Annotated in this window: 15 protein-coding genes; 12 read left to right on the top strand and 3 right to left on the bottom strand. The window is 50.3% G+C overall.

What is annotated here, in order from left to right; translation table 11 throughout:
- The first annotated feature begins 64 nt into the window (after window positions 1–64).
- The 3 genes from PSI9734_RS08980 to PSI9734_RS08970 are packed head-to-tail and all read left to right on the top strand — an operon-like array spanning window position 65 to window position 1,958.
- Window positions 65–793 (top strand): SDR family NAD(P)-dependent oxidoreductase, encoded by a 729-nt coding sequence (locus tag PSI9734_RS08980; RefSeq protein WP_246194868.1) that lies wholly within the window; start codon window positions 65–67, stop codon window positions 791–793.
- Between the two features lie 11 nt (window positions 794–804).
- A complete protein-coding gene (locus PSI9734_RS08975; RefSeq protein WP_173920784.1) occupies window positions 805–1,449 on the top strand; it encodes a DUF2959 domain-containing protein in 645 nt (214 codons plus the stop codon).
- The gene (locus PSI9734_RS08970) at window positions 1,446–1,958 is read left to right on the top strand and encodes an NADPH-dependent FMN reductase (RefSeq protein WP_173920782.1); all 513 of its coding nucleotides are present in this window, start codon (window positions 1,446–1,448) and stop codon (window positions 1,956–1,958) included. The genes PSI9734_RS08975 and PSI9734_RS08970 overlap by 4 nt, the downstream gene beginning before the upstream one ends.
- A 35-nt stretch (window positions 1,959–1,993) precedes the next feature.
- On the opposite strand, the gene PSI9734_RS08965 is transcribed toward PSI9734_RS08970, so the two are convergent.
- On the bottom strand, window positions 1,994–2,611 hold the full coding sequence (locus tag PSI9734_RS08965) for a TetR family transcriptional regulator (protein WP_173920781.1): 618 nt from the start codon (window positions 2,609–2,611) through the stop codon (window positions 1,994–1,996).
- Between the two features lie 180 nt (window positions 2,612–2,791).
- On the opposite strand from PSI9734_RS08965, the gene PSI9734_RS08960 reads away from it, so the two are divergent.
- From PSI9734_RS08960 to PSI9734_RS08945, 4 genes are all read left to right on the top strand, one after another.
- The gene (locus PSI9734_RS08960) at window positions 2,792–3,088 is read left to right on the top strand and encodes a DUF3081 family protein (protein WP_173920780.1); all 297 of its coding nucleotides are present in this window, start codon (window positions 2,792–2,794) and stop codon (window positions 3,086–3,088) included.
- The gene (trhA, locus tag PSI9734_RS08955; RefSeq protein WP_246194866.1) at window positions 3,085–3,756 is read left to right on the top strand and encodes a PAQR family membrane homeostasis protein TrhA; all 672 of its coding nucleotides are present in this window, start codon (window positions 3,085–3,087) and stop codon (window positions 3,754–3,756) included. The genes PSI9734_RS08960 and trhA overlap by 4 nt, the downstream gene beginning before the upstream one ends.
- Before the next feature lie 73 nt (window positions 3,757–3,829).
- On the top strand, window positions 3,830–6,343 hold the full coding sequence (locus tag PSI9734_RS08950; RefSeq protein WP_173920778.1) for a cache domain-containing sensor histidine kinase: 2,514 nt from the start codon (window positions 3,830–3,832) through the stop codon (window positions 6,341–6,343).
- Window positions 6,340–6,732 (top strand): response regulator, encoded by a 393-nt coding sequence (locus tag PSI9734_RS08945; protein WP_173920777.1) that lies wholly within the window; start codon window positions 6,340–6,342, stop codon window positions 6,730–6,732. Before PSI9734_RS08950 ends, PSI9734_RS08945 begins: the two co-directional genes overlap by 4 nt.
- A gap of 61 nt (window positions 6,733–6,793) precedes the next feature.
- On the opposite strand, the gene typA is transcribed toward PSI9734_RS08945, so the two are convergent.
- Window positions 6,794–8,641: a translational GTPase TypA gene (gene typA, locus PSI9734_RS08940; RefSeq protein ID WP_173920776.1), complete on the bottom strand. Its 1,848-nt coding sequence runs from the start codon at window positions 8,639–8,641 to the stop codon at window positions 6,794–6,796.
- A 104-nt stretch (window positions 8,642–8,745) separates the two neighbouring features.
- Complete coding sequence (locus PSI9734_RS08935) at window positions 8,746–11,460, bottom strand: bifunctional diguanylate cyclase/phosphodiesterase (RefSeq protein WP_173920775.1); 2,715 nt, start codon at window positions 11,458–11,460, stop codon at window positions 8,746–8,748.
- Window positions 11,461–11,611: 151 nt separating this feature from the next.
- Between PSI9734_RS08935 and PSI9734_RS08930 the strand changes: the two genes are divergently transcribed.
- The 5 genes from PSI9734_RS08930 to glnL all read left to right on the top strand — a co-directional run bounded on the left by PSI9734_RS08930 (window position 11,612) and on the right by glnL (window position 19,146).
- Window positions 11,612–12,607 carry an efflux RND transporter periplasmic adaptor subunit gene (locus PSI9734_RS08930; RefSeq protein ID WP_173920774.1) on the top strand — a complete coding sequence of 332 codons (996 nt, stop codon included), beginning with the start codon at window positions 11,612–11,614 and terminating at the stop codon, window positions 12,605–12,607.
- Window positions 12,597–15,767, top strand: coding sequence for an efflux RND transporter permease subunit (locus PSI9734_RS08925; RefSeq protein WP_173920773.1), 3,171 nt, complete (start codon window positions 12,597–12,599; stop codon window positions 15,765–15,767). Before PSI9734_RS08930 ends, PSI9734_RS08925 begins: the two co-directional genes overlap by 11 nt.
- Before the next feature lie 229 nt (window positions 15,768–15,996).
- Window positions 15,997–17,409 (top strand): glutamate--ammonia ligase, encoded by a 1,413-nt coding sequence (glnA, locus tag PSI9734_RS08920; protein ID WP_217420774.1) that lies wholly within the window; start codon window positions 15,997–15,999, stop codon window positions 17,407–17,409.
- Window positions 17,410–17,453: 44 nt separating this feature from the next.
- Window positions 17,454–18,041, top strand: coding sequence for a DUF4124 domain-containing protein (locus tag PSI9734_RS08915; protein WP_173920771.1), 588 nt, complete (start codon window positions 17,454–17,456; stop codon window positions 18,039–18,041).
- Window positions 18,028–19,146, top strand: a complete 1,119-nt coding sequence (gene glnL, locus PSI9734_RS08910; RefSeq protein ID WP_246194864.1) for a nitrogen regulation protein NR(II) — start codon at window positions 18,028–18,030, stop codon at window positions 19,144–19,146. Before PSI9734_RS08915 ends, glnL begins: the two co-directional genes overlap by 14 nt.
- Window positions 19,147–19,159 lie beyond the last annotated feature (13 nt).

The raw sequence follows: 19,159 nt of genomic DNA, 5'->3' as shown, positions 1-19,159 counted from the left end.
TATAATCCCAAACCGTGGCGCTTGCGTAAAGTTACTAAGGTATTTCTCACTAAAGGAGCACGTTTTGCCACAACCAACGATGCAGCAAGCACCACCACACATTCTTATTATTGGTGCCTCGGGTGGGCTAGGTAAAGCTCTTGTCGAAGAGTACTTGGCCGCTGGTTGGCGGGTGACTGCTTGGAGTCGCCATGCAGTACCAATAGCGTCTGCAAGCTTAAGGCAGGTTACGGTCGCCAGCTACTGGCCCGAAGATTTGACCGTCGCGCTAGAGCAACTTGAGCCCCTGACGGGCGTCATTAGCACCGTCGGTGTGCTACATAACGATGCCTTTATGCCTGAGAAGAATCTAAAATCAATCAATCGACAACAACTGGAAACCTCGTTTCAAGTGAATACCATCGTGCCACTGATGCTGTTACAGCAGCTCGTGCCGAAACTACCGCGCAAGAGCCCGGCATTTTGGGTTCAGCTGAGCGCCAAAGTAGGCAGTATTACCGACAATTATCTTGGTGGCTGGTATAGCTACCGAGCCAGTAAAGCCGCGTTAAACATGTTGTTGAAAACTGCCGCCATCGAACTGCAACGAAGCCATAAGCAACTGGTTGTTGCGGCGATACATCCAGGTACCACGGACACCTCATTGTCGCAGCCTTTTCAACAGCGATTGCCCGCCGATAAGCTTTACAGCCCGGTGCAGTCAGCGCAGCGAATTGCCAGCGTGATCAGAAAATTAGCTGCGGACGACAGTGGCAAGCTGCTACACTGGGATGGTTCTGAATTACCTTACTAGGAGGAATCGCCATGCGGTGGTTAACAGCAGTGGCTTTGGTAATGGCCGTGTCCGGTTGTCAGAGTGCCTATTACGGAGCTATGGAAAAAGTCGGTGTACATAAACGCGACATTTTAGTCGACCGCGTCGACGACGCCCGTGATGCCCAAGCTGATGCACAAGAAGAGTTCAAGTCGGCACTACAACGCCTCGACGAGATGCTGCAGCTAGACGGTGGTGAAATAGAAGCACAATACACCAAACTGAGCGACGACTATCAAGCTAGCAAGAGCGCAGCAGAGCGTGTGTATGATCGTATTGAATCGATCGACGATGTTGCCCAAGACCTTTTTGACGAATGGCGTGATGAACTCGATGAATATAGTAATGATAGCCTACGCCGCCAAAGTGAACGCTCACTTCGAGAGACCGAGCGACGCTACGCCAATCTGCTACAAAGTATGGAGCGCGCTGCTGCGACAATGAACCCGGTGTTAGAGAAGCTGCAAGACAATGTGTTGTACTTGAAGCACAACCTTAATGCTGCCGCGGTGGATGCAATTCGCGGTGAGTATCGCAGTTTACAAGCTGATGTGGCGCAACTTATTGAAGAAATGGAAACGGCGATTGCCGAGTCCGATGCCTTTATAGAGGCAATGCAGGAGGGGAGAGAATGAGTTTATTGATTATTGCCGGAAGCAGCCGCAAGGCATCGATTAACCGTCGGTTGCAGCAGCGTTTAGCTGAGGTCGCCCAAAGTAACGGCGAGCAATGCTACGCTTATGCGCCAGAAGAGCTCGATGCACCTTTATACAATGGCGACTATGAAGACGAAAACGGGGTGCCGACGAATATTCAAAAGCTCGCGAGCGCAGTGCAAGAGGCAAGTAAAATCATTGTCGTAACGCCGGAATACAATGCGTCGATTCCACCGCTGCTAAAAAATGCGATTGATTGGAGTTCACGACTCGACACAAATCCGTGGACAGGCAAAACGGTATTGTTGGCAGGTGCATCGCCAGGACAATTTGGTGCGGTACGTTCAATGAATCATTTGCGTTCGGTGTTTGCCAACTTAGGCGCTTGGGTTGCCCCCGCAATTGCGAGTATCGCGAAAACCGATGCCGCTAAAATTGCTGAACTGGACGCCGCTTTTCTAACCAAGTTTATCGCCCAGGGCGACTAACCACAGCAACAGCTCAGCGAGCTGTTGTCGCGCGTTTAAACCTTACTGATACCCTGCAGGTAGTTGTCGACACCACTGCCTGCAGCACTCATTAAATCAAAGTACTCCGGGTCAAGTAACCAGTTGTAAAACAGCCCATCAATTAGCGCAAAAATACTGATAATCGTAAGTCGCGGATCAATATCTTCACGCACTGAGCCCTGTTGCTGGGCCAGCTCAATGAGCTTCACGCACTCGTCGATACACTCGTTTCGACCACTTAGGTGGCGTAAGTGAATTGGTAGTGTATCTTCAACGTATTCGCATTTGTGGCAGAGAATATTCACCAATGCTTGCATGTGAGGGTCGTTTTGCACCTGATGCACAATGTGTAAACAACGCTCACGTAATTGCAATAACGGCTGATTTATATGCTCTTTGCGCAGCGCATCACGCATTTCGTCAACGGGTAAACTGACCCGTTCCATGAGTGCATAAATCAACGCTAATTTGTTCTCAAAGTGGTGGTAAATAGCACCACGAGTGACGCCCGCGGCCTCTGCGACTTGCATCATTGAAGTATTTGAAACACCGCGCTCACTGAACAGACGCTCTGCTGCATCTAGCAACTCTAAACGAGTTGTTAGCGCATCCGCTTTTGTACGTCGAACCACAACCCTTCCTCGAGTTAGACAACTTGCCCACAGTATACCCGAATTTAATCAAACATTCATGTATGTATGTAAAAGGGGGGGCAGCCCTTACAATGTAAGGGCTGCCCCCCCTGGTGGTTGTAATTTGCTGGGAAAGGCCGCACATTATACGTAGATGTGTCGAAACTGAGGATCATGACGATGAAAAACGAAGTAGATCAAAGATTAATACTCGATGCCTATGAGAAGATCCACGAGCACGGAAAAGCAGAGCAAGGCCAGCATACGCTAGAAGGTATTACAGCCTATACAGATCATGACGGCTATACGCTTTTTATTGAAGGTCATAACGTCAAGATGCGGCTTGAGTTTCACAATAAGTATCATTTTGATTACGACAATCAGCGCGATTTTGATATGTTTATGCGTAAGTTAGAGCAGATCAGCCGCGATTATCATAAACCCGGTCGTGAAGACCCAGAGGAAGATCACCATTGAGTTCTAAGCCATTGAGCAAAGCCAAAGCGTACAGCGTAGCGGAAGAAGTAGCCCATGCCATCACCCATGGGGTGGGTGCCATTGCCAGTATTATCGGATTGATCGCCATGCTGTTATGGTCGTTTGCCAATGGCGACACCTGGCACGTGGTCAGCGTTAGCGTGTATGGGGCCAGTTTGATCATGTTGTATACGGCTTCAACCTTGTACCACGCCTTCCCGTGGCCGCGAGTTAAAGCCTTTTTTCAGCATATCGATCACGCTGCTATTTATTTCCTAATTGCTGGAACCTATACACCTTTCGCTCTAATCAACCTACGCGGGCCTTGGGGCTGGAGCATTTTAGGCGTGGCTTGGGGCATTGCGGTATTTGGCGTGATCATGGAGTTAGCTTCCCGTGAACGAAAGAAGTGGCTATCGTTAAGCCTGTACCTAGGGCTCGGCTGGATGGCTATCATTGCGATTAAGCCGATGCTGGAGCACGTAGAGATCGGTGGACTGCTACTGTTGCTGGCGGGCGGTTTGGCCTATAGCCTAGGGGTGATTTTTTACGTGTGGAAATCACTCAAATACCACCATGCGATTTGGCACGTATTTGTACTCGCCGGAAGCGTTTTACATTTTTTCTCAATTTTTTATTACGTATTACCACACCATCAGCTAACATAGCGCTTAACTGCATACAGCGACTCGGACTTTTAACCGAGTCGCTTGGCTAAAGTATGTAATTAAGGATGATACGGTGGCTCATAACCCTAAAACACTGGTGCCAAACAGGACGTTTAAAACAGCGAAGTATTGGTTGTGGGCGGCGTTCTCTAAACATGCGTTGGTGCCCTTACTGATTGTAGAGCTGTTATTGGTGCTGGTTTATGTCTTTAGCGTACATATCGTTAACGAGCGCAGCACCGATTACCTTCGCGAAACGGCGATTGATGAGCTTGAATTTAGCTCGCGGCGTTACTCAAGCTATTTACAGAATAAGTTAGCTGCCGTTGAAACTAACCTCGCGATTTATACCGATGCCCTAGAGCAAGCCTTACAAGACACCGACTACGTGCCTCCTACCGCTGAAATTGCGCGGCGACGCTTTAACGAGCAAGGGGTGTTTTATACATGGCACAACAACAATGGTGGTGCCGCCACTTTTTATCCTGCGGCGACCCCGGGAGCCCGTCAAAACCTCGAGCATGCCTACCGCTTAATAGCGACGGAAAGCTTGATGCGTTCGCTGGTGACCCACGGTGAGTTAATTGAACAAGTTTATTTTAATCAAGCGGACAGCCTCAGTACTATTTATCCTTACTTTGATGTTTTAGAGCAGTTTGATCATCAGGTCGATGTAACTGATTTTAGTTTTTTCTACCTTGCCGACCCTGAGCATAACCCCGCGCAAACCACCCAATGGACGCCAGTGTATTTGGACCCCGCTGGTCGAGGTTGGACGGCCTCTGCGGTACGTCCCGTGTACATCGACGGTAAATTTATGGGCGTCGCTGGCTTCGACATCACCATCGATGAACTACTTGAAGAAGTACAATCGTTCGAATTACCGTGGCAAGGTTACGCCGTTCTTCTTGATGAGTCTTCAAATGTTATGGCGATAAGTGACCGTGGGGCTGCTGATTTAGGTCTTGAAGCCCTACCGAAGCAAGCTGATAAAGGCATTATAAGTGAACAACGCATACAACAGCAGAACTATAATCTGGCCGCTGTGTCGCAATACAGCGAACTGAAGGCACAGCTTGAGCGTGACAGCGGGCAATTGCGACTTGCCGTTGATGAAAGTAACTTTATGTTCGGCTGGAGCCCGATAGAAACCACCGACTGGACGCTGCTTACGGTGGTCGACGAACAACAATTGTTCGCCAGCACTCAGCAGCTAAACGATGAATTAAAACATGCAATTTATTGGATGCTGGCCGGCTTAGTACTGTTTTATATCGTTTACTTTTTCTATATTTGGCAGCGGACCAAACGCTTAGGTGGGGTGCTCGAACATGCCGTCGACAGCCTCTCGCAGCGACTCGGCGAAATAGAACAACGAAACTACGACCATCCCCTTCGGTTAGATACGCCGATCGTTGAATTTAAAGCTCTTGGCGAGCGCGTCGAAGGCATGGCAAGAATATTGAAAAAGCATGTCGAGCGGCTGGCAGCAAGTGAGCGGCGGTTACGTGAAGCAATGCAATCGAGCGGTGATATCGCCATTGAGATCGATCGTATGAGCCGCGATGTGTTTGGCAGCAAACCACTGTTTAAGCGGCTTGGAGAGGAACCGCCCAAAGAGCCGGTTGCACTGGACCAAGTGCTGGCGCGGGTGCACCCCGATCATAAACTAAAATTTTTGCAGAGTATGGACGCAAGCCTTGCCAACGGCACACCGTTCGACGAAGAGTTTCAATTGAGAACCAGTACAGGTGACTACCTTTGGTTCCATGCGCGTGGGCAAGGTACGTTAAGCACTCTCGGTACGCGTACTCGAATTGTTGCGACCTTGACCGATGTAGAACAGCGCAAACGAGCTGAACTGCATCTACAACAAGCGAAACAAGATGCGGATAAAGGGAACCGTGAAAAATCGCTGTTTTTGTCGTCGGTCACCCATGAATTGAAAACGCCGTTGACCGCTATTGTCGGCTTTACGCAACTGACTGAACTTGGGCCTTTGACCGAACAGCAGCAACTTTCGATTCATCAAATCAAGCGTGCGAGTAGTCATTTATTGCGCTTGATTGACGATATTCTGACGCACAACGAAATTGAGGCAGGGTCACTTTCAGTGCAAGCGTCTCGCGTTGACTTGAGCGAAGTGGTGGCCGAAGCGAAGAGCTGGGTCATGCCAACGGCCGACGAAAAAGCGGTGAGTATCTATTGTACTCACTTAAACTGCCCTGCGGTTGTTGGCGATGCGCAGCGCATCAAGCAAGTTCTGACCAACATACTTGTGAATGCAATCAAATATAACCGTCAGGGTGGCCGTGTGTATGTAAGCTGTGAAAGCGATGAAAGCGACGTGCACCTGCAAGTTAGAGACGAAGGACATGGCATTGATGCAGACCAGGTTGAGGCCATTTTTGAACCTTATGAGCGTAATGGCAAAGAAACATCGAATGTGCAAGGGAACGGGATCGGCTTAACCATAAGTCGCGATTTAGTCGCGCGCATGGGCGGGCGCATTCAGGTGATGAGTACCCTCGATCATGGCAGCATGTTCACCATCACGTTACCTCGTTATAACGAGCCGTCAGCATGAAACACTTGATGACGCAGCACCCACAGGCAAAGCTGCTGGTGGTGGATGACAACCCAACCAACCTGATGCTTCTCGTGGAAGTGCTAAAAACCGCAGGCTTTTGCAACGTAACCGCTTTAAGCCACCCGGCCGATGCAATAGAGTTTGTTAAGCGGAGCCATGTTGATGTGGTGCTGTTGGACCAAAACATGCCTGATCGGACAGGGTTGGAACTGTATGAGCAACTTTGTTTCGTACTGGCGCAAAACCCCATTGGCCTGCTCGTTACGGCGCTGGCGTCTGATGAGTTAAAGGCAAAATCTGAGGCGTTAGGAATGGCCGGGTTTATTGGTAAACCCTTTGATATTTATTATCTTGTCAACCAAATAGACAAATCGTTAAATGGTTAAGAAAAGCGTAGCGACCAAAGTTGGCCGCTACGTTGTTCAGCAAAACGTTAAGCAGGAAAGCTTAACTATCTTTAGGTGCTCGACCTGCACGCTTACGTTCGGTTTCCGTAAGCAGGCGCTTACGGATACGCGTTGACTTAGGCGTGATCTCGACCAACTCATCGTCATCAATAAACTCAAGCGCTTGCTCAAGCGTTAAACGAATCGGTGGTGAAAGCGTTAAGGCATCATCCGTACCTGACGCTCGTACGTTGGTTAACTGCTTACCCTTCAAACAGTTGACGGTAAGGTCGTTACCACGGTTGTGAACACCGATAATCTGACCTTCGTAAACTTCATCACCGTGAGACGCCATCAACTTGCCGCGCTCTTGCAGATTAAACAGCGCGTAGGTCAATGCTTTACCGGTTGCATTAGAAATCAATACACCGTTCATGCGTTGACCAATTTTGCCGCCTTTGTGCGGGCCATAATGATCAAAGGTTTTGTACATCAAGCCTGAACCTGACGTCAGGGTCATGAATTCAGTTTGGAAACCGATCAAGCCGCGACTTGGCACCATAAAGTCGATACGCACGCGACCTTTACCGTCAGGTGTCATGTTGGTCATTTCGGCCTTGCGTAGACCTAGTTTTTCCATCACCGAACCTTGATGCTCTTCTTCGATATCAACGGTTAAGTTTTCGAACGGCTCAAGAGTTTGACCGTCTTCCTCTTTGATAATAACTTCTGGGCGTGAAACGGCGAGTTCAAAGCCTTCACGACGCATATTTTCAATCAAAATACCGAGGTGTAATTCACCACGACCCGACACGCGGAAACGGTCTGGGTTATCGGTTTCTTCAACGCGCAACGCCACGTTGTGCATCAGCTCGTGTTGCAACCGCTCAAGGATCTGGCGCGAGGTGACAAATTTACCTTCTTTACCGGCAAATGGTGACGTATTGACCTGGAAAGTCATGGTCACTGTTGGCTCGTCAACTGACAGCGGTTTCAGTGCTTCAGGGCTTCCCGCAGCACAAATGGTGTCTGATATTTTCAGCTCACCCAAACCAGTGATGGCAACAATGTCACCAGCGCTTGCGGTTTCGGTTTCCAGGCGATCTAAGCCAAGGTAGCCAAAAACTTTGCCTACTTTACCGTTACGCTGTGAGCCATCGGCACCGACCACGGTGACCGCTTGGTTGACTTTCAACGTACCGCGCTTGATGCGGCCAATACCGATAATGCCAAGGTAGCTTGAATAGTCGAGCTGTGACACTTGCATCTGTAATGGACCATCGCGGTCTGCATCAGGTGCTTCAACACGCTCTAAAATCGTCTCAAACAACGGCGTCATATCGGCGCTGGTGTTTTCCGGATCAAGGGTTGCAAAGCCGTTCAACGCAGATGCGTAAACAATTGGGAAATCCAATTGTTCGTCGGTGGCACCAAGGTTATCGAATAAATCGAAAACTTGATCAACGACCCAGTCGGGGCGTGCGCCTGGACGGTCAATTTTGTTTACAACAACAATAGGCTTCAAGCCGTGGGAGAACGCTTTTTGGGTCACAAAACGCGTTTGTGGCATCGGGCCATCAACTGCGTCAACCAAAAGAAGTACCGAGTCGGCCATTGACAGTACACGCTCAACCTCACCACCAAAATCGGCGTGTCCAGGGGTATCTAGGATATTGATACGGTAACCGTTGTAATCAATCGCGGTATTTTTCGCCAAAATGGTGATGCCGCGTTCTTTCTCAATGTCGTTGCTGTCCATGATACGTTCCTGGACTTCACCACGACTCTCGAGAGTACCTGATTGATGTAATAACTTGTCGACCAATGTTGTTTTACCATGGTCAACGTGCGCGATGATCGCGATATTACGTAACTTACTAATTTCTTTACTGTTTACAAACTTGCTCATGAAGTAGATCTCAAAGACGGGACAAGTCCCGTTGATTGGGGGGTGAAAAATGGCGTGAATTATACAGGATTTTCGTACAAATAGCAGGCTAAATAATCAACAGCCTAATTATTAAGGTTGGTGAGTAGCTTGTCGAGGGGCATTGGCCGGGCAAAATAAAAGCCCTGTAGGCGCTGCACACCAAGCTGTTGAAAGATTTCGCATTGGGCTTCACTTTCGATGCCTTCGACCACAACTTTTTTGCCGAGGTAGTCACAAAGTTCGACAATACCGCGTACCACGGCCTGAAGTTCTAGATCTTCGGTAAGGCCAGCGGTAAAGGCTCGGTCAATTTTTATGACATCGGCAGGTAAACGATTTAAATAAGACAAACTCGAAAAACCGGTACCAAAATCATCGATGGCGACGGTACAACCTAAATCGCTCAACGCTTGTAATGAGGCAATGGTTGTTTTGCCTTCGCCAACAAAAATGCCTTCGGTGAGCTCGAGCGCAAGGTTAGCTGGTGCCACTTTGAAATGCGCCAGCCGACCCTTCAGGTATTTGGCAAAGTTATAGCGTTGCAACTGTTGGGCGGAGATATTCACCGCAACTTGTAGCTGCTGCAGCGCGGGGTGCCGCTGAATGTCGCTTAGCACCAGGTCAAGTACTTGCTCGCCAAGAGGAATCACTTGCCCGGTACTTTCGGCAATCGGTATAAACTCAGCAGGTGAGACATAAGCACCGTTATCACGCCAGCGGACTAAGCTTTCGATGGCCACAATTTTGCGACTCTGCGTGTCATAAATAGGCTGGTAATGTACTTCGAGTTCATTTTTATCTAGTGCCAATTGTAAGGCGTTACGCAACTGCACTTGGCGTTGGTAGTCTTGCGCCATCTGGCTGACGAAGTGTTGCGCCAAATTACCGCCAAGTTGTTTTGCTTGGCTCATGGCGATTTCGGCGTGTTGCATCATGTTGCTTGCATGGCGGTCATCACCGTTACTGCTTACGGCACCGATACTGACCGTCAGATGCACTTCGATATTGTTAATAAAGTAGGGTTTGCGAACGACGCGTAACAGGGTCTCTGCAACCTTTTGGAGGTCAACTTCAGTGTTACTCTCAAAGTAAATAACAAACTCGTCACCACTGAATCGTGCCACACGAGCATCGGCAGGTGATACGGCCCGAATGCGTGCTGCCGTTTCGGCCAACACATCATCGCCCAAGCGATGACCCAAACTGTCGTTAATCGGTTTAAAGCCGTCTAAGTTCAGAAATAGAATCGCACGATAATGTGGCGCCAGGGATGCAGCAATGGCATCACGTTGGTTCAGGTAGTTGGTAAACGTATCGCGTCGGAGCAAACCGGTAATTTCATCGTGTAAGGCGAGATAGCGCAATTCGTCTTGCTTATCGACCAGCCGCTGGGCGTTGTCTTCAGCTAACACGTAAATAAAAATAAAGGCAAAGGTGAGCCATAACATCAGCTGATTGATTTGCGCATTGGCTTTGATTTCAGCGTAGTCACCAAGCACGCTATAAAACGTGGTTTGTGCACCTTGCCCTAGCATCACACTCGCAGCGAGGTAGTGTGGGAAGTGCTCGCTTAGCTCAGCCTCAGTGATCACTTGACTGGTATCATCCCCCATGGGAATCAGTAGTTCGGAGTTGAGCCGTAGGTAGGTACGCATATCGGCAAAAGGCTCAATGTACTCTGGGGTGATAACACGGTTAATATCCATCAGCATCACCACACGATAAAACTCGCCACTGGGGCTTGGCGCCGGTATACCAATCATAAAGGTTGGATTGTCAGTGGTTAATGAAGTACCACTAATAATCACTTCAGGTGTGGCTTCAATGCTTTGCAACCATTGGTGGAAACGCTCGGAGGCTAAATGTCCCTGTGCCAAAAACTGATCGCCATAGTGAGTCGAGGTATAAGGTTGTGCTTGCTCATCGAACACAACGAAACCTCTAATAATTGGGTAGTCCTGCGGATAAACCTCAAGGTGATCCGTTAATAAATATTGGAAGTGCGCCTCACTTTCCGTCGTTGCTATGCGTTCCTGCAAGCGTCGCGCGAGTTTACGTTGCTCACTTAAGGTTTCATCGATCATGTTGCCAATCATGGCTATTTTGGTACGCGCTTTATCGCTGGCTGCGGCCAAGTCGCTGTAGCTTGACGAGTACCAAACGCCAAAGCCAGTGGCAACAATGACGACTATGGTCACTAAGGTACGCTTTAAAATTGGACGGCAGTTATAGGTTCTGCGGCTAAACCAGTAAAGCATCGCTAAGCTCGCGGTGCCGAATAAAATATGCATGGCGACCAAGGTGAGCGCTAGATAGTTGGCCTGCTCAGAGTCTAAGCCAGGTAATACTGAAAGGCCCCAAATGCTGCTTTGTAATAAAACAAAAACAAGTAGGTTAAGCGCTAAAATAATAGGCCATAGCCAACGCCCGAAAGAGCTTTTAGGTGAGACTATAAAAAGTAATGCAGTGCCACCCACCACAGTCATGACCACTTCGAGTGGTAGTGCTAGCAGGCTTGTAGTGTCGGCGTAAACAACAAGCGCGAAAACAACAGCAATGATTGCTAATAGACAACAGCCGACGAGCCGGGCAAAAACACGTTTGCGATAAAGCAGCGCAAAGTAACCCATACCTATAAGCAGGGTTGATGCAGACAATGAGCTAGGTATCAAGGCCATTAAGAGTTGGTCTTGGTACAAGCCAAGTTCGGTAAAGCCAACCACGCCAGTCACACTAAAAAAGCTAGCAACGGCAATGACAAACTTGGTAGCTGCAGAAGATGTTAACCGAGTAAACATACACTCTACTCTAGGACTTTAATTGCAAAACTAGCATAGCAAACAAGAATTAGAAATAAAGACTTTGTGACAGGGTGTGACTGGCACTAGAATTCTATTTTAGAATCTTCTAAACTAATAGATATAAACCGTCTCGGAAAAGGTTCACACTATGTACGTTGTTACCATTCCCCGCTCTCTTGGTGGGCTATTCGTTCTGTCGATTGTGCTTGTTGCTGGCCTGTTCGCGACACCAGCAATGGCGCAGGGTTCAGCGGCAAATCATATCGTTGCCGAGCAGCAAAAGCTGCCCGATTACCTGCAACTGCAAGGCGTAGTTGAAGCTCGTAATGCGGCGACAGTTTCCGCCCAAGTGTCAGGCCGCGTTCAGCAAGTACTGGTAGATGTGGGTGATAATGTCAGTGCTGGTAGCACCATAGTTACGCTTACCTCGGTCGAGCAATATCAAGCCTTAGCGCAAGCAGAATCAGAGCTGGCCGCCGCAAATGCAAACCTGCTGGCGACGCAGCAAGAGCATGACCGAGTGACGAAAATGGTGGCACAAAACCTACTTTCGACGGCCGAACGTGATCGGGTGCAAGCCAACCTTGAAACCGCGAAAGCGCAAAAAACTAGCGCCCAGGCCGCGGTCGCCAGAGCACAAGAGCAACTCTCGTACACTGAAGTGAAAGCGCCTTATGCGGGGCTGGTGAGTGAACGCTTGGTCGAACCGGGTGAGTTAGTGCAACCAGGCACGCCTTTGATGAGCGGCTTTGATCCCGAGCAACTTCGTATTCATGTCGATTTACCTGCGACCTATGCGTCTGCGGCGGCAAATTTCGCATGGGCACGTGTGGCCGGGGTGACACCGCTGGAGTTCTTGGTATTTCCTACCGCGCACCAACGCTCAGGGACACAACGACTGCGTCTGACGCTGCCGAGCCAGACCGGTTTTCTGCCCGGCCAATGGCAAAGTGTCAAAGTGAAGGTCGGTGAGCACCAAGGTGTGGTAATTCCAGCCGCTGCACTGTACCGACAAGGTGAGCTCACCATGGTGAAGTTGGCCTCAGGCAATTGGCGAGCCGTACGTGTTGGTGCTCGCTACGGCAGCGACATTGAAATTATTGCCGGCTTAGCCGCAGGTGAGGCGGTGCAGTATGGCAACTAAATTTGGCCTGGCAGGGCGCCTGGCTGCGTGGGGTGAGCGGTCACAAATTACGCCACTGTTGGCACTCTTTGGGTTGTTATTAGGAGTAATGGCTGCGTTCATTACGCCGCGCGAAGAGGAACCCCAAATTGATGTCACTATGGCCGATGTCATGGTGGCCTTTCCCGGTGCACGTGCGGACCAAGTTGAACAGCAATTGGCCACACCGTTAGAGCAACACTTCTCGCGCATGCAGGGCATTGAACACATTTATTCTGTTTCTCAGGCCGGACAAGCACTGGTGACCGTGCAATTTGAAGTAGGTGTTGCGCGTGACAAAGCGCTGCTTGAATTGTTTGATAGTTTAGCGTCTTGGCAGCAGGGGCACCCGCAAACCAGTCAGCCCCTAGTGAAGGCACGCGGTATTGATGATGTACCTATTTTGGGTTTGACCCTAACCTCTAGCGACCTCGATTTAAAGTCCGTGGCCGATACCTTACGTGCGCCCTTACAAAACGTTAGTGGCGTGCGCGACATTGCGATCATTGGTGCCGAACCTGAGCAACTAAGTGTGACGTTAGATACCACCGCGTTAGCCCAAGTGGGGCTCGATATTAGCCAAGTAGCGCAGGCCCTAACGCGGCAAAATGTGAGTACGCAGGCGGGTTATCGCTTGGCACAAGGCGAGCAGATTGCGGTGCAAGCGGGCGGCTTCATTGCCAGTGCGCAAGAATTACGTGAGCTGATTGTTGCCGTGGTCGATGGCCGCCCGGTACGACTCGAACAAGTCGCAACGGTTAGCAGTGGTGCAAATCGCCCATCGCGCTATGTGTGGTCACGCACTAAAGGCGCACAGGCAGAACCTGCGGTAACGATGACCGTGACCAAAAAAGCCGGCGAAAATGCGGTCGATGTGGCCGCCGCGGTGTTGCAGCGGCTAGCGGACTTAGAGCAACAATGGCTACCACCTGAGCTTGAGGTGGCGGTAACACGTAACTACGGTCAGACCGCCGACGATAAAGCCTCGAAGCTGATTCAGAAACTTATCTTTGCGACTATTTCAGTGGTGGCCTTAGTGCTGTTTGCCTTGGGCAAACGTGAAGCCGTGGTTGTCGGCAGTGCAGTAGTGTTAACCCTCGCCACGACCTTATTTGCGTCATGGGCATGGGGCTTCACGCTTAACCGAGTTTCATTGTTTGCGCTGATTTTTTCGATCGGCATTCTAGTGGACGACGCCATCGTTGTGGTGGAAAACATTCATCGCCATTTAGCCCTTGGCAAGTCGTTAAAAGAAGCCATACCCCCGGCCGTGGACGAAGTGGGCGGGCCCACCATCTTAGCCACCTTCACCGTAATTGCTGCGTTGTTACCAATGGCCTTTGTGAGCGGTTTAATGGGGCCCTATATGAGCCCGATCCCCATCAATGCGTCACTAGGCATGTTGCTATCGTTGATTATTGCCTTAACCGTAACACCGTGGCTGGCACGGCATATTTTGAGTGACCACTCCGCCAGCAAGGCTGACTCGCAGCCGACCCCTGACGCCGAGCCCAAGGCCGGACGCTTGCAACGCCTGTTCAGCGCGCTCATGCGGCCGCTTCTTGAAAGTCGCAAGCGCAGGTATTTTATGGGCGCTGGGCTGATTGTGCTTATCGTCGCGATGCTTGGTTTAGCGGCGGTGCAAGCGGTGGTCATGAAAATGCTACCGTTTGACGATAAAAGCGAAATAAAACTGGTACTGGATATGCCCGAGGGCTCAAGTTTAGAGCAGACCAACGGCCTATTATTGCAGTTGGCGGAAAAGCTCGACGAGGTGCCGGAAGTCACTGCTACGCAAATCTATGCGGGCACGGCGTCACCGATCGGCTTTAACGGTTTGGTACGGCAGTATTACCTTAGGCGACAAGCGCATCAGGGTGACATTCAGGTGAGTTTGGCCGCTAAAGGCGAGCGCGACCGCGCGAGTCATGAAGTCGCACTAGCAATTCGGCCATTGTTGGCGCCCTTAGTCGAAGCAGCTGGCGCTCGTTTAAAAGTCGTTGAAGTTCCACCTGGGCCGCCGGTCATGGCGCCCATCGTGGCTGAAGTTTATGGCCCATCCGCAATTGCGCGAGAGCAGGCAGCAGAGCAGGTACAGCGCGAACTGGCCGCTACCGCTGGCGTGGTTGATGTCGACACGACTTTAGTGGCGCAACGTGGCCCCGATGAAACCGCTGAGGAAGTTTGGCAAATCAACACTGCCCGAGCGACGCAGTTGGGCGTTCAGCCGGAGCAGGCATTGCTCACCTTACAAACCGCGCTTAGTGGCCTACCGGTAACCTACGTTGCAGCGCTCGACCAGCTACAACCAGTGCCCGTAAAGTTGTACTTGCCGGCAAACTGGCAGGGCCAAGTGCGGCAACTTGAAGCGCTTACGGTAACCAGCAACAGCGGTGCCAGTGTACCGCTAAGTGCACTGCTGGAGCCTGTACCGGTGCCGCTGCAGCAACCGCGTTACCATAAAGACTTGCGCCCGGTGGTGTATGTCACGGCAGACATGGCCGGCGAATTAGACTCGCCGCTGTATGGTTTATTCGCCGCTGCAGGGGCGATTGATTTACCGCAAAGCTATATCACCCAACCACCAGAGTGGGACCAAGCAGCCCTGAAATGGGACGGTGAATGGCAAATCACCTATGAAACCTTTCGTGACATGGGTTTAGCTTATGCGGTGGGACTGTTATTGATTTACCTATTGGTGGTGGGTCACTTTGGTAGCTATGGCACACCTTTAGTGATTATGGCGCCCATTCCGTTAACGCTTATCGGTATTATGCCAGGGCATGCGCTATTAGGCGCTCAATTCACCGCCACATCGATGATCGGCATGATTGCGCTGGCTGGAATTATTGTGCGTAACTCGATTTTGCTGGTCGACTTTGTCCGCCTATCGGTGGCGGCGGGCAAACCCATCAATGACGCGGTAATTGAAGCTGCAGCGGTGCGTACTCAGCCTATCGTACTTACCGCGATTGCGGCCATGATGGGGGCTTTCTTTATATTGGATGACCCGATCTTTAACGGCTTGGCGGTGAGTTTGATCTTCGGTATTGCGGTGTCAACGGTGTTGACGCTATTAGTGATACCTTTACTGTATGCGTCACTGCTTAAACGACAGCAGGCGAAAGTGAATGCACTATGATAGTGCGATCTATTGCACTAGAATGGTGCGAAAAGAGATGAAAAACGACCTTTCCGGCGGTCACAGCGGCGTTCACCGAAAGGGAACTCCTGTAACTAGCTGAAAAATAAAGGAAGCACTGTTTTGGCACAACCTTTGCAAACGCAAGGTAACGGAAGAAAAATTATCCAGAACAGGTTATACTCGTTTTCATTGACAGATAGAGACATTCGCGATCCCGGAGGAACACATGTCGACAGCACAAGACGTAATGAAATTAATCGAAGAAAAGGAAGTGAAATTCGTAGATCTGCGCTTTACCGATACCAAAGGTAAAGAACAGCACGTCACCATTCCGGTGTCGCAAATCGACGAAGACTTCTTCGAAGAAGGCAAAATGTTCGATGGCTCCTCCATCGGCGGCTGGAAAGGCATCAACGAATCAGACATGGTGCTTATGCCGGACTGTGATTCATGTGTGATTGACCCCTTCACTGACGAAATTACGTTGAACGTGGTGTGTGACATTCTTGAGCCGGATACCATGCAAGGCTATGACCGTGATCCGCGTTCGATTGCGCGTCGTGCAGAAGCCTATTTGCAAAGTGCTGGTTTCGCTGACACCGCATTGTTTGGCCCTGAGCCAGAGTTCTTTTTGTTTAACGATGTGCGTTTCCACACCGATATGAGTGGCTCGTTCTATAAAATTGAAGCGGAAGAAGCAAAATGGAACTCAGGTAAAGAGTACGCCGATGGTAACCTCGCTCACCGTCCGGGTGTGAAAGGTGGTTATTTCCCAGTGCCTCCAGTTGATTCAGCGCATGATATTCGTAGCACCATGAGCACGGTGATGGAAGACATGGGCTTAGTGGTCGAAGCGCACCACCATGAAGTGGCAACAGCGGGCCAAAACGAAGTCGCTACCCGCTTCAACACGTTGACCAAGAAAGCCGACGAAATTCAAATCTACAAGTATGTAGTGCACAACGTCGCTCATTCCTACGGTATGACCGCGACCTTTATGCCGAAGCCGCTCGTAGGTGACAATGGCTCAGGCATGCATGTGCATATGTCACTTGCGAAAGACGGCAAAAACTTGTTCGCGGGCGATCAATATGGCGGTTTGAGTGAAACTGCGCTTTACTACATTGGCGGTATCATTAAACATGCGCGGGCGATCAACGCGTTCGCAAACCCAGCCACCAACTCGTATAAGCGTTTGGTTCCAGGTTTCGAAGCGCCAGTAATGTTAGCTTATTCAGCCCGTAACCGTTCTGCGTCGATTCGTATTCCGTTGGTTGCCAATACCAAGGGCCGTCGTATCGAAGTTCGTTTCCCTGACCCGGCAGCGAACCCGTACTTATGCTTCAGCGTGTTGCTGATGGCGGGTCTTGATGGTATTAAAAACAAGATCCACCCTGGCGACGCTATGGATAAAGACTTGTACGACCTACCGGCGGAAGAAGCGAAAGAAATTCCAACCGTGTGTCATTCCTTAGAAATGGCATTGGAAGCGTTAGACAAAGACCGCGACTTCTTGAAGCAAGGCGGTGTAATGACCGACGATATGATCGACGCCTACATTGCCCTTAAACAAGAAGAAGTGATGACGTTAAAAATGACCACGCACCCAATTGAATTTGATCTGTATTACAGTGTGTAAGTACAGTGTCTAATTCATAAGCGGCTAAACACAGGAGGCCCGCGATGCATAGATTAGTTGGCAAAGGTATTGTCGTATCGATGTTCGTGAGCCTTTTGCTGTTGGCCGTACCTAGCGACGCTCAGGTATACCGTAAAGTGCTGGAAGATGGCACCGTGGTTTACACCGACCAAAAAGAGGAAGGTGCTGAGCAGGTTTCGCTAAATGTTACGACGAGTGAATTTGCACCACCTAAAGATAAGTTTGTGGCGACCGACGCTGACACTGACGAAGCGATCGACACCGACCCTCAAGTGAGTGCCTCGGTAGAAATTGTCAGCCCAGCCCACGAAGCGACGGTACGCGATAATGAAGGGCGACTCATAGTCGCCTGGGCTGACCGTGTGCGTAATGTTCGAGGGCGCGTTAACTACGAGCTTTATGTCGATGGTCAGGTTGCCTATCAAGGGCTTGCGACCGGCGTTAGCTTAGAAGGCTTAAACCGCGGTGAACATCGCTTGCAGGTACGCATGTACAATGAGCAAGGGGCCGAACTAGCGCGCTCTGATACGACCGTAATTTACATGCACCAAGCTTCTATTTTTAATCCAGCTCTGAACAACAACACAGGTGGGACGAGTGGCCAGAACTGATTGCACCAACATGGTGCAACCGGACTGGGACCAACTGCTGACAGGTATCGTTCAGCTCAACGAACAACTGCATATTTGCTACATGAATGCCGCTGCAGAAACTCTGCTCGATGGCAGTCGTAAGCGCTTGCTGGGCACACCTTTGTTTGGCCTGTTTCGGTTTAGTTCACTCGCACCCGAGGTCGTGCGACAGGCTCTGCGCGACAAGCAAAGTGTCTCTGACAGTGATGTGACCTGGGTTTTCCACGACGGGCAACGGGTCACAGTGGAGTTTATTGCGCAACCCTTGCGGCAAAATGATGGTCACCAACATGTGCTGCTTGAGCTAAGGCGTGTCGACCAAATTCGCCGTATTAATCAAGAAAACTCTCAGCAACAACAACTCCAAGCAGCTCACAGTATGGTTCGTGGGCTTGCGCATGAAATCAAAAATCCGTTAGGTGGTTTACGCGGTGCGGCGCAGCTACTCGCCGGTGAGCTAGGTGAACGTCCGTTACTCGAGTATACCGATCTTATTATTAGCCAAGCGGACAGGTTACGGAATCTGGTCGACCGAATGCTGGGCTCACATGAATTACCCGCCCGCGCACCGACAAATGTGCATGAAGTGATTGAACGGGTGATCGCAATTGCCCAGCTAAGTGCGGCGTCAGGTATTCAATTTGAGCGCGATTATGATCCTAGTTTGCCAGAGTTGACAGTGGCCGCCGACAGCATCGAACAGGCACTGCTGAATGTGGTTATGAACGCCGTCGAAGCACTCACCGAAGCCGGTCGAACTGAAGATGGCCACGTGACTGTGCGCACGCGCGTGAAACATCAGCAAACCTTATATGGCTTGCGTTATCGGCGCTGTGCCGTGATCGAAGTGCAAGACAATGGTCCTGGGGTACCTGAACCGTTAAAAGAAACGCTATTTTACCCGATGGTCAGTGGCCGCGCCGGTGGCACTGGTTTAGGCCTCGCCATCACGCAGAACGCCGTACACCAGCATGCGGGTAAAATTGAACTGTTATCAGAGCCCCATACCACGCGTTTTCGGCTTTATTTACCTTATATTGAAACACGTTTTGACAGCAGCGGCAGAGTTGCTGGTAGCGACTAACAAAGGAATCGCT

Origin of the sequence: Pseudidiomarina piscicola (assembly GCF_902806985.1) — a bacterium.
Classification (GTDB): domain Bacteria; phylum Pseudomonadota; class Gammaproteobacteria; order Enterobacterales; family Alteromonadaceae; genus Pseudidiomarina; species Pseudidiomarina piscicola.
The sequence above is the reverse complement of the archived record's forward strand: the minus strand, read 5'-3'. Positions and strand labels throughout refer to the sequence as shown.

Bases quoted from the DNA above. Each gene is read 5' to 3' on its own strand.
- PSI9734_RS08975 (WP_173920784.1), top strand. From the start codon at position 805: ATGCGGTGGTTAACAGCAGTGGCTTTGGTAATGGCCGTGTCCGGTTGT.
- PSI9734_RS08970 (WP_173920782.1), top strand. From the start codon at position 1,446: ATGAGTTTATTGATTATTGCCGGAAGCAGCCGCAAGGCATCGATTAAC.
- PSI9734_RS08960 (WP_173920780.1), top strand. From the start codon at position 2,792: ATGAAAAACGAAGTAGATCAAAGATTAATACTCGATGCCTATGAGAAG.
- PSI9734_RS08945 (WP_173920777.1), top strand. From the start codon at position 6,340: ATGAAACACTTGATGACGCAGCACCCACAGGCAAAGCTGCTGGTGGTG.
- typA (WP_173920776.1), bottom strand. From the start codon at position 8,641: ATGAGCAAGTTTGTAAACAGTAAAGAAATTAGTAAGTTACGTAATATC.
- PSI9734_RS08935 (WP_173920775.1), bottom strand. From the start codon at position 11,460: ATGTTTACTCGGTTAACATCTTCTGCAGCTACCAAGTTTGTCATTGCC.
- PSI9734_RS08930 (WP_173920774.1), top strand. From the start codon at position 11,612: ATGTACGTTGTTACCATTCCCCGCTCTCTTGGTGGGCTATTCGTTCTG.
- PSI9734_RS08925 (WP_173920773.1), top strand. From the start codon at position 12,597: ATGGCAACTAAATTTGGCCTGGCAGGGCGCCTGGCTGCGTGGGGTGAG.
- glnA (WP_217420774.1), top strand. From the start codon at position 15,997: ATGTCGACAGCACAAGACGTAATGAAATTAATCGAAGAAAAGGAAGTG.
- PSI9734_RS08915 (WP_173920771.1), top strand. From the start codon at position 17,454: ATGCATAGATTAGTTGGCAAAGGTATTGTCGTATCGATGTTCGTGAGC.